8 protein-coding genes are annotated in these 11,153 nt (G+C 55.7%); 6 read left to right on the top strand and 2 right to left on the bottom strand.

Going from position 1 to position 11,153, the window contains the following annotated elements:
• Positions 1-2,422: ATP-binding protein (locus ACWB12_RS12190; protein ID WP_479530359.1), on the bottom strand; the 2,422-nt coding region annotated here is incomplete at its 3' end.
• Complete coding sequence (locus tag ACWB12_RS12185; protein WP_479530358.1) at positions 2,422-3,186, bottom strand: response regulator; 765 nt, start codon at positions 3,184-3,186, stop codon at positions 2,422-2,424. The genes ACWB12_RS12190 and ACWB12_RS12185, both read right to left, overlap by 1 nt.
• Before the next feature lie 257 nt (positions 3,187-3,443).
• Here ACWB12_RS12185 and ACWB12_RS12180 point away from each other — a divergent pair, with 257 nt between their 5' ends.
• The 6 genes from ACWB12_RS12180 to ACWB12_RS12155 all read left to right on the top strand — a co-directional run bounded on the left by ACWB12_RS12180 (position 3,444) and on the right by ACWB12_RS12155 (position 11,149).
• Positions 3,444-4,457: an ABC transporter substrate-binding protein gene (locus ACWB12_RS12180; protein WP_479530357.1), complete on the top strand. Its 1,014-nt coding sequence runs from the start codon at positions 3,444-3,446 to the stop codon at positions 4,455-4,457.
• A gap of 96 nt (positions 4,458-4,553) precedes the next feature.
• Complete coding sequence (locus ACWB12_RS12175; RefSeq protein WP_479530356.1) at positions 4,554-6,731, top strand: ABC transporter permease; 2,178 nt, start codon at positions 4,554-4,556, stop codon at positions 6,729-6,731.
• A 27-nt stretch (positions 6,732-6,758) separates the two neighbouring features.
• Positions 6,759-7,823 (top strand): ABC transporter ATP-binding protein, encoded by a 1,065-nt coding sequence (locus ACWB12_RS12170; RefSeq protein ID WP_479530355.1) that lies wholly within the window; start codon positions 6,759-6,761, stop codon positions 7,821-7,823.
• 6 nt (positions 7,824-7,829) lie between these two features.
• A complete protein-coding gene (locus ACWB12_RS12165) occupies positions 7,830-8,582 on the top strand; it encodes an HAD family hydrolase (RefSeq protein ID WP_479530354.1) in 753 nt (250 codons plus the stop codon).
• Positions 8,583-8,787: 205 nt separating this feature from the next.
• Positions 8,788-10,041 (top strand): ABC transporter substrate-binding protein, encoded by a 1,254-nt coding sequence (locus tag ACWB12_RS12160; RefSeq protein WP_479530353.1) that lies wholly within the window; start codon positions 8,788-8,790, stop codon positions 10,039-10,041.
• Positions 10,042-10,060: 19 nt separating this feature from the next.
• Positions 10,061-11,149 (top strand): ABC transporter ATP-binding protein, encoded by a 1,089-nt coding sequence (locus ACWB12_RS12155; RefSeq protein WP_479530352.1) that lies wholly within the window; start codon positions 10,061-10,063, stop codon positions 11,147-11,149.
• Positions 11,150-11,153 lie beyond the last annotated feature (4 nt).

Raw genomic sequence — 11,153 nt, 5'->3', positions numbered from 1 at the left:
CGATTATTTTTGTGGTTGAACACAAAGCCAGGCAATCGCGCGCGATTGTCCAGCCGGAATGGCCCTGATCCAAATGCAAATCGGTGACCACCAGATCCAGTTTCTGGCCGACATAAAGCGCATCTTGTGCCTCGGCAAAGGATGCGGCCTCGATCACTTGATAGCCAAGTTGGGCCAGTTGTTGCGATGTGCTGGCCAATGCGCCCGCATCATCCTCGACCAGCAGGGCCGTGCTGCTTGCTGCAACAGGCACAGCATCTGTCTGCTGTTGGCAAAGTGGCAAGGCAAGCCGCACATTCGTGCCCTTACCAACCGCGCTGCTGATCTGGATGTCGCCGCCGGTTTGTTTGATAAACCCGTATACCATCGACAGGCCCAACCCTGTGCCCTGCCCGTCCTTGCGCGCGGTAAAGAACGGCTCCAGCGAGCGGGCAACCACCGCCTCCTCCATACCGCACCCCGTATCGTTGATGTCGATCATCGCCGTGGCATCGCCGGATTTTGAGACCGTAATGCGGATCATACCCTGCCCCTCGATGGACTGGTTTGCATTCAGGCACAGGTTCAGAATGGCGCTTTCCAACTGCCCCGGGTCAACGCAAACATATAGTTTTTCATCCGATGCGCGGGCCTCAAGTGTCACCCCCCGTTTTAGGCCAATGCTGACCAGATCAGTCAGCCCCTCGACCAGTTCATTCAGTTCGACAACTTCGGGCACAAGGCGTTGTTTGCGGGCAAACGCCAGCAGGCGCTGGGTCAGGGATGTGCCAAGTTCTGCAGCACCGGACACTCGTTGCAACAGGGTTTTGGCCGTCACCTTGCGGCTGCCGGTTTCCAGCAGATGGATGTTGGCAGTGATCGTCGACAGCACATTGCCAAAATCATGCGCCACTTCGCCCGTCACTTTGCCAAGGCTTTCAATGTGCTGGATCTGGCGCAGGCGGTTGTCCATCTCTCGCCGCTCGGTGGCATCGGAAAAAAGCCAGATACCACCCCCATCGGGTAGGCGCGAACAGCGCACCTCAAGGCACTGGCCCGCGGCATTTTGCAATTCGGTAAAGCCGCGGAATGTGGCATCAATGCCGGCAGCAACAGATTGCGCCGCGAAATCTGTTTGCTGCATTACCTCGTTAATTGTCGGCTTCCCCGACAACTGTTCATCATCCAGCCGTAACACATCGGTAAAATTCGGGTTCTTGGCGGTCAGGTGCCCCGTGTCGCTTGTGATGGCCAATCCTTCGGATATATTGGCAAACATCTTTTCAAACAGGGCGTTTTTCTGGTGCAATTGGCGGTTGGACCGGTCCAGCCGCAACGCATTGGCGCGGAACACGCGGAATGAATGGTGCAGCTTGCCAATTTCATCATTGGCGACAGGTTTACGGCGCAACTGCGTACTGCGATCCCCTTGGGCAAGGCGCAGCATCGCGTCCGATATCGCCTTGATGTTGCCAGTGACATAGCCCGACACAAATATCGCCGCCAATAGCGCAACCGTGACACTGCCCAGCCCCGCAATCAGTATAACTGCCTTGGCCAGATCAATCGAGGTGGCGGTTTTCAGGCGCTCTTGCGATAGGAATTCCTCGGCGTTGCTGGCGAATTGGGCGGCCAGATCACTGATCGTGCTGGCATTATACTGAATGCGAAATAGCGCGTTCTGGCTCTCCAGTCTGCGCGAGAGTTCGCGGCGGCGCACCTCGAACAGCCCCGTTTCCCCTGCGGATATGCGATGCAGTTCCTGATACAGGTCAGATTGGGAATCTTGCGCATCCAAACCTGAAAAGGCGCGGCGCATATGTTGGTAGTTACGTCGATGTTCGCCCACCCCCATCAGATTTTCGGCACGTCCCGCCCCCACCAGTTCATTCGCCATCCCTTGCAATGCCAGCCAAATCCGGCGCTCGTCGCTTGCCAAACCGGAATCCGTGGATTGGCGATAAAATCGTGCTTCATGGCTCGAAAGAAGCACATTTAATACCTGTGCCTGATCCCGCTCGGAATTCAACCGCTCGGCCGCGCCCACCAGATCGGCAATCGCGGTTTTCATCTGGCGCACAGTGGCGGCGATTTCTTGTTCATAGGCGCTGACCGGAGATTGAGGCGCTACTTCTACATCTGGCCAGGTGTTCAATGCCGGTTTTAGTGTTTCCAGTAATATCCGCCCCTCGCGTTCAATCAGATAGGTCGACTTCAGGTTCAGCAGGAACGGGGCTGATGTGGCAATATCCGAAGACTGTTTAGACAGGCTTAGGGCGCGGGCAACCTGTGTCAGGGTCTGGCTGTGCAATTGTTCCAGACGTGTGCCTGCCCGATCCAGCGCATACCACGCGATGCCGCCGACAAACACGGTCGACATTGCCAGCAGCGCCAACGCAATCCACAGGCGTTGCCGGATGTCTGGGTTGAAGACGCGGCGCATTATTGTGACGCGTTTCGGGCTGCACCTTCTGGCGTGCGCACAAAAATATAGCCCAATCCGCGACGGGTTTGCAGATGCACGGGTTTGGAGGGCACCGGTTCGATCTTGCGACGCAAGCGTAGGATCAACACGTCAATGGTGCGGTCGACATATTGCGACAGATCACTGCCAAGCTGCGCCAGCAAATCGGCGCGCGGGATTATTTCGTCGGGCTTGCGCAGGAACACTTCCAGCAGGCGGTATTCGCCATTGGTCAGCGGAATTTCAGCACCCGTATGGTCAAATAACTCGCGTCGCGTGCGATCCAGCAGTTTATCGCCAAAGCGGATTGTATCGTGATCGTCCGGAACCACGGCAGCGCCGGTTGCAGGCCCCTTGCCATAGCGGCGCAGCACGGCACGGATGCGGGCCAGCAATTCGCGCGGGTTAAACGGCTTCATCAGGTAATCATCTGCCCCCGCCTCAAGCCCGACAATTTTATCGACCTCGTCACCAACCCCGGTCAGCATCACGATCGGCAGGTCCAGATGCTCGCGGATATGGATTGCCAGCGTCAAACCGCTTTCACCATTCAGGCGCAGATCAATCAGCGCCAGATCAACATCGGGTTTCTCGCCTAGGGCAAAAAACTCGGCGCTGCCTGCCATCGGCAATGGATCAAATCCGTTTTCCTGCAACAATGCTTCTAGCGCCAGACGCACATCCGCATCATCATCAATGATCGCGATTTTAGCCATACGACCCACGCTGCTATCTGTATTCATCGTCAATGGTCCCGTTCGGGTTTCAAATATAGTCTTGCACAGAATGTATGTGGAAATCCCATTTTATTTGAGCGGCGCGTGCGGCGTTGTAATATCTGTAACGATTGTAAGGCTGTTAACAAATATTCCCCTGAATTGTAGCTTTGTTAACCCTCGCGCCTACGCCTGCACCTTATGCCTGCTACGGTTCACAGGATCAAAACGCGCCCCGTGGAGGGAATCGCGCGATTTGAGATCATAACACCTGGGAGACTAACATGAAGAAAACAACCGTATTAAGCGCCGTTGCGATGGCTGCTGCATTTTCAGCGGGCAGCGCCTTTGCTGGCGAATTGAACGTCGTTTGCAGCAACGAGCAAGACTGGTGCGACCTGATGGCCAGCAACTATGAAGAAGCCACCGGCAACTCTGTTGCAATGGTGCGCAAATCCACTGGCGAAACACTGGCACAAGTCCGCGCCGAAGCTGGCAACCCAAAGATCGACGTCTGGTGGGGCGGCACGGGTGATCCGCACCTGATCGCCGCTGCCGAAGGGCTGACCCAACCAAGCGGTGCCGACACGTCCGAGCTGCTGGGCTGGGCGAAAAATCTGGCCGATATTTCGGGTGGACGCACGATTGGCATTCACGCGGGCGCTTTGGGCATTGCCTATAACGCCGATATTCTGGCCGAAAAGGGCATTGAGCCACCCGCCTGCTGGAAAGACTTAACGAACCCTGCCTATGCTGGCGAAATTCAGGTAGCGAACCCGAATTCATCGGGCACTGCCTATACCGAACTGGCGACATTTGTGCAGCTGTTTGGCGAAGACGAGGCTTTTGCCCTGCTGGCAGAAATCGGCAAAAACATCAACTCGTATACTAAATCAGGCTCTGCCCCATCCAAGGCTGCTGCCCGCGGCGAAACCGGTATTTCAATCGGGTTCATGCACGACATGGTGAAATTGGCTAAGGCGGGTTTCCCGCTGAAAATCGTATCGCCTTGCGAGGGCACGGGATATGAGGTTGGTGGTGTCAGCATCATCAAGGGCGCTAAAAATCTGGAAGAAGCCAAGGCTTGGGTCCAGTTTTCGATCAGTGCCGCTGCGCAATCGCGCGGGCCGGAAGTGGGCGTTTACAACGTGCCGTCCAACTCTAACGCGTCTGTGCCACCCGAGGCCCCCAGCCTGGAGTCAATCAAGCTGATCGACTATGATTTCGCCACATATGGCGCGACAGACACACGCGAACGTCTTTTGGCCCGTTGGGACAAAGATGTAAAACCTAAGTAACCAGTAAACTAAGTATCGGCGAAGCGCAGACCTGTTTGCGCTTCGCCATTCCATTTATTCATTTATAGCGCCAACCAGCCCTGAAGGAATGCCCAAATGACACGCACAGCTGGCCTCTGGCTCCTTGTGGGACTTATCGGATATTGCCTGATGCCGTGGTATATGGTCGACGGCGGGTTCTGGTCCTTTTCGTGGGTGACCGGGATTGCCGACGGTGAAACCGGCTCGGCACTGGCGTTGCTGCTGGGTCATGGCCACCTATGGCTGGCTGCACCTATTATTGCTTTTGCACTGGTTGCGACATCTCTTTACCTGATCAAAGCCCCTGTCAAAAAGGCCCGCCTAATCGTTTTCATTGCTTTGGCCGGTATTTTCCTGACTGTCCTGCAAGGGCTAGCCGTCGTGCGGGCAGGCCCGCGGTTTATGAACGATATTTTCATGGCACTTGGGGCGGAGGGTGGCCAAATCGGGCTGGGTGCAGGCGCACTTGTCACCCTTGTGGCGCTGCTGTTTATCCTGACCACCGGTTTTACCTCGATAGGTAAGGGTCGGGGCGATGCCTTTGTTGTGGGGTTGATCGGGTTGATCATCGCACTTGTGGGCGTGTTCGTGTTCTTCCCCGTCGCCCATATCCTGATCCGTGCGTTTGAGGTGGACGGGGGCTATTCCCTGACTGAATTTTTCCCGCGCTTTTTTTCGTCCGACCTGTGGGGATTAGGGTGTTTTATCGGTGGCTCTTGTGGCCCCGCGATCAATTCGGTGATCCTTGCGATCATGACGGGGGCAACCACGGTGATGCTGGGCCTTGCGTTCGCGCTGATATTCACCCGCACGGATTTTAAGGCAAAACCGCTGCTGCGCATCCTGACTGTGATCCCGATCATCACGCCGCCCTTTGTGATTGGTCTGGCGCTGATCCTGCTGTTCGGACGCACGGGGGCCGCAACGCAACTGTTTGCCGACCTGTTTGGCATCGAGAAGACCCGCTGGATATACGGCTTTGGCGGGGTATATCTGGCGCAGGTTCTATCCTTTACTCCCATCGCATTTCTGGTGCTGATCGGCGTGGTCGAGGGCATCAGCCCGTCGATGGAAGAAGCCAGCCAAACACTGGATGCCGACCGCTGGCAGACCTTCCGCTATGTGTCCCTACCCCTGATGCGGCCCGGGTTGGCCAACGCCTTCCTGCTGGGCTTCATCGAAAGCCTTGCCGATTTTGGCAACCCGCTGGTCTTGGGCGGCAATTTCAACGTGCTCTCGACCGAAATCTATTTCGCCATCATCGGCGCGGTCGCCGACCCCGCCAAGGCCGCAATTTTGGCGATTGCGCTGCTGACCCTGACGCTGGGTGCCTTTCTGGTTCAGCGCCAGTGGGTTGGCAAAAAATCCTACGCCACAGTCACCGGCAAGGCGGATTCAGGCCAGCATGCAGCGCTGTCGCGTGGCGTGAAAATCACTGCCTACGCCACCGCCCTGCCATGGGCCGCCTTCACCTTGGTGGTCTATTCGATGATCGTATTCGGTAGCTTTGTGAAGCTGTGGGGCTACAACAACAGCTTTACCTTTGATCACTACATCCGCGCCTTTGGTGTCAAGATCACCGATGCTGGCTGGCGTTTTACGGGCGTTGCATGGGACAGCTATTTCACTACCTTGCAGATCGCCAGCATCGCCGCCCCGCTGACAGCATTGGTCGGGCTGGCCACCGCGTACCTGCTGGTGCGCCAGAAATTCTTTGGCAAAGAGGCGTTTGAATTCAGCACCATGTTGTCCTTCGCCATCCCCGGCACGGTGATCGGGGTCAGCTATATTATGGCGTTCAACTTCCCGCCGATCGAACTGACCGGCACCAGCATTATCCTAATCGTGGTCTTTGTGTTTCGCAATATGCCCGTCGGGGTGCGCGGCGGGATTGCGGCGATGTCACAGCTGGATGCGTCACTGGACGAGGCCTCGATCACTTGCGGTGCCAACAGTTTCACCACCGCACGCCGCGTGATCGCCCCCTTGATGGGGCCGGCCATCATGGCCGCCCTGACCTACAGCTTTGTGCGGGCAATCACGTCCGTGTCCGCCGTGATCTTTCTGGTCAGCGCACGCCACAATATGGCGACGTCATTCATCGTTGGGCGGGTTGAAAACGGCGAATTCGGTATTGCGATTGCCTATTCCGCCGTGCTGATCGTCACCATGCTGACCGCCATCATCCTTTTGCAACTGATCATCGGAAAACGCACATTGCGGCGCGATACCCGCGTTCAAAAGGCGGCCTGATATGACACATTTCACCGGAGACAACAGATGACAACATCCACCACAGGTTCGGTTCAATTTGAAGGCGTTGTGAAAAAATACGGCGCGGTTACGGCGTTGCGTAAACTGGATCTGAAGATCGAACCGGGCACGCTTGTGACCCTGCTTGGCCCTTCGGGTTGCGGTAAAACCACCACCCTGCGCCTGATCGCAGGGCTAGAGCCATCTACCGAAGGCCGCATCCTGATTGGTGGCGAAGATGTGACCCATCTGTCGGCCACTTACCGTAAGGTTTCAATGGTGTTTCAATCCTACGCGCTGTTCCCGCACATGACGGTGCTGGAAAATGTGGCCTACGGGCTGACGGTGAAATCGGCGCCCAAAAACGAAGCACACCAGAAGGCCGAGGAAGGGTTGGAGCTGGTCGGGTTGGCCGGATATGGGCCGCGCCTGCCATCCGAATTATCCGGTGGTCAGCAGCAACGCGTTGCCGTGGCCCGCGCCATTGTGCTGGAACCTGAAGTTCTGTTGCTGGACGAACCCCTATCCAATCTAGACGCCAAACTGCGCCGCCATGTGCGCGAGGAGATTCGCCAAATCCAGCAAAATCTGGGGCTGACGGCGGTTTACGTGACACATGACCAAGAAGAGGCGATGGCTGTATCGGACCGTATTATCGTGATGAAAGACGCCGAAATTGCCCAAGAAGGCACGCCCCATGATTTGTATGAGCGGCCCAATTCCACCTTCATTGCCGATTTCATTGGTGACGCCAATCTGATAGATTGCGAAGTGATGGCGGCAAATGGTGAAACCGCCGACATCGAGGTCGTTGGTCATAAGCTGACCGTGCCCAATACCGACCGCCCCAAAGGCCCCGCCAAAATCGTGATCCGGCCGCACCAGATCCGGCTGTTTGGCAAAGCCAAGGACGGTGGGTTTGACGGCGTGATCAGCTATGCCGCCTATCTGGGCAACCAGATTCAATACACTGTGGATGGCGAATTGGGGCAGCTGTTTGTGATTTCCAACAGCGCAGCCAACCCACTGGCTATGGGCGATAATGTTTCGATAAACATTGATCCGTCCGACATCCGGCTAGTGGCAAATTAAACCGAAATGACAAAACCACATTCGATTATTTTCTGTGACATCGACGGGTGCTTGAACGCAGGCAAGCATGTTGCGCTTGATCTGGATGCCCTTGGGCATATTCGGGGGCAGATCAGCACGCTGGCAGATTTGGGCGTGATGTTTTCCCTATGCACTGGCCGCCCGCAACCCTATGCCGAAGCGATGGCACAAATTCTGGGCGTGCAAACCCCGTTTGTTTGCGAACACGGCGCTATGGTGTTTGACCCGCAGACCGAGCAGGTTTTTCCGATGCCGGAAAAACCTGACCTGCAAGTGATGACAGATTTACGACGGCATTTGCAAACCATCGTCGGGCAGGAAAACACCCATACGTTCGAGCCGGGCAATGAGTTCGGGCTGTGCCTGACCGGACCCGGGATTATTGAAAAATCATACGCTGAAATCAGCGCGATCAAAGACGCCTATCAGGCCCGATGTTCCGAATACGATGTGATCTGGGCCCCGTCGAATTGTGCTGTCGATATTTCCCCAAAAGGCATCAGCAAACGGACGGGTGCCGCATGGTTGCTGAACCGGTACGGAGCGGCGAAATGCACGACATATGCTATTGGTGACAGCGCAGGCGATTTTGCGGTTTTATCCTTTGTTGACCACGCCATGTGCCCCGAAAATGCCGCGCCAGAGGTGAAGACAATGTGTCAGAAAATAGCAAAGGCACCAACTGCGACGGGTGTGGTGGAAATTCTGGACACCATATTGAAAATGCAAAGCCACTAGTTTCGTAACATCCCTAAGGACCACCCCTCAAGGTTACATTTATTACAGTTTTTCAGGTGGTTATATCCGGCACTTTGCCCATGAAACCCCTTTTTCTCTTGACTCGGGCGCCCCATCCCGTGTCCACTTTTGACCATGCAAAAACACTGCCGCTACTGCTGGCATCCGCTATCAGCGCAGGCGTGATCCATGGGGGGAATATAAAATGTCATTACGACCTAACACATTCATGCGCACCATTCTGGCCGGCGCAACCGCAGCCATTGTGGCAACCGCGCCTGCACAAAGCACGGCACAGGAAATGTCGGCAGAGACGGATGCGTGGCTAAAAGCAAATGCGCTTGGCAGCTATTCCGATGGCACCGAGGACTGGGCCGATATTGTCGCCAAAGCCACCGCTGAAGGCGAGGTTGTGATCTATTCCTCCTCAGGCCGGATTGCTAAACTAAAGGACCACTTTGAGGCCCTATATCCAGGCATCACAATGACGCTGTTCGATCTGGGATCGGTCAAAACCATCGAGAAAACCGTGCGCGAACAAGACGCGGGCATCTATAATGTCGACGTGATCACCACTGGCAATTCGGGCCAAGTGATCCACGAGTTACTGGGTAAGGGGCGTATTTTCAACTATGTGCCTGCCCAATATATGGACCGAATTCCGGTCGAAAATCGTGATCCACTGCTGATCCGCGTGAACGAGGCGATTGTGTTTTTCTATAATACAGAGGCCAATCCTGATGGGCCGCCAATCACCAATGTCTGGCAGCTGACACAGCCCGATTTCAAAGGCAAAGTCGGTATCAAGAACCCGATGTCATCGGGGTCATCCCTGATGGGGCTGGCGACACTGGTGCAACACCCCGAGGAAATGGCCGCTGCCTATAAACGGCTGACGGGCGAGGACATCGTGCTGGGTGACGGTGTGCCGGATGCGGGATATGAATTCGTTGCCCGCCTGCTTGCCAATGATCTGGTGATCTTCAAATCCGGCTCCAAACTGGCCGATGCGGCTGGCAAGGCGGGGCAGGATGACGCCCTGATCGCGTTTACCAACATGACCTATATTTCGCGCAACGAATCCAAGGGCAATGTGAACGCCATTATGTCTGATCTCGATCCAGCATCAAAGATGGTTTACCCCACTTTCACCTCGGTTGCAGCCCAAGCGCCGCACCCGAATGCCGCCAAATTGTTCACCGCGTATCTGCTGGGTAATATCGACATCAACAGCGATACAGTGATTGCTAAACCCTATCTGGAAGGCGCAAGTTTTGATCTGTTACAAGGACTTGCACCCTATCACGATGCGGGCTCCGTTAGCCCGCGTTCTGACGTTCCACTACCTGAAGGCGGCGAAATCTGGGACGAAATGAAAGGCTGGTCAGTGTCCGATACGTTCATGTGGGAACAGGGGCCACGCTTGCGTGATTTCTGGCTCATCCAGTCCAGCCAATAAGACGGGCGGGCATTCAAACATGGAAGAAATCCGGCTTACCGGCATTCGCAAATCCTATGGCAAAGCGGTTGCGATCCACAATTTGGATCTGACCGTTCACCCGGGCGAGTTTTTAACGATCCTGGGGCCATCGGGCTGCGGCAAAACCACAACCCTGCGGGCAATTGCAGGGTTGGAAGAACCCGACGACGGAGTGATTGAACTGGGCGACCGCGTGCTGTTTTCGCGCAGTGAAGGTATTATCGTGCCGCCGGAAAAACGCGGGCTTGGCCTGATTTTCCAATCCTACGCCTTGTGGCCGCATATGACGGTCGCCAAAAACATTACGCTGGCACTGAAAGAGAAGAAGCTTAGTGCCAGCGAGATCGAAACGCGTCTGACAACCGCGCTTGATCTGGTGCAGATGACCGAATTGCGTGAACGTTACCCATCTGAATTGTCAGGGGGACAGCAACAGCGTGTCGCTGTGGCCCGCCTGATTGCGCTGCGCCCATCCGTACTGCTGATGGACGAACCGCTGTCCAATCTGGACGCCAAATTGCGCACCGAAATGCGCACCGGTTTGAAACGACTGCACCGCGATTTGAACGCCACCACGGTTTACGTGACCCACGATCAGATCGAGGCGCTGACCCTGTCGGACCGCATCATCATCATGGACGAGGGGCGGATCATGCAGGAAGGCACGCCTTATGATATTTACCACCATCCGGCGAACCTGTTTGTCGCCGAATTTATCGGTGATCCGCGGATCAATCTGTTCGCGGGGGATGTGAAGGCGGGGCAGTTGGAATGTAGTGATCTCTCCTTGCCCATAGCTAAACAACTGGCAGGGCGCGACGGCAAGCTGACCGCTTCAATCCGGCCCGAAAGCATTCTGGTTTCGGATAAATCCAAACCAAAATGGCTGCATGTCACTGTCGAAAACGTGCAGCCAACCGGCGCGGATACGATCATTCAGGTAGTGGCAGGAAAAACCCCGATCACCCTGTTGATGTCCGGTTTCAAGACAATGATTGAGGGCGCATCCCTATGGGTGGATTTCCCGCTGGAGGCGCTGAATTTCTATGACCCCGACAGCACTGTCAATCTCACCCCTGCCCTGTAAGGCA

Source organism: Profundibacter sp. (assembly GCF_056498605.1).
Note: the sequence above shows the minus strand (reverse complement) of the source record. Positions and strands in the feature narration are given on the sequence as shown.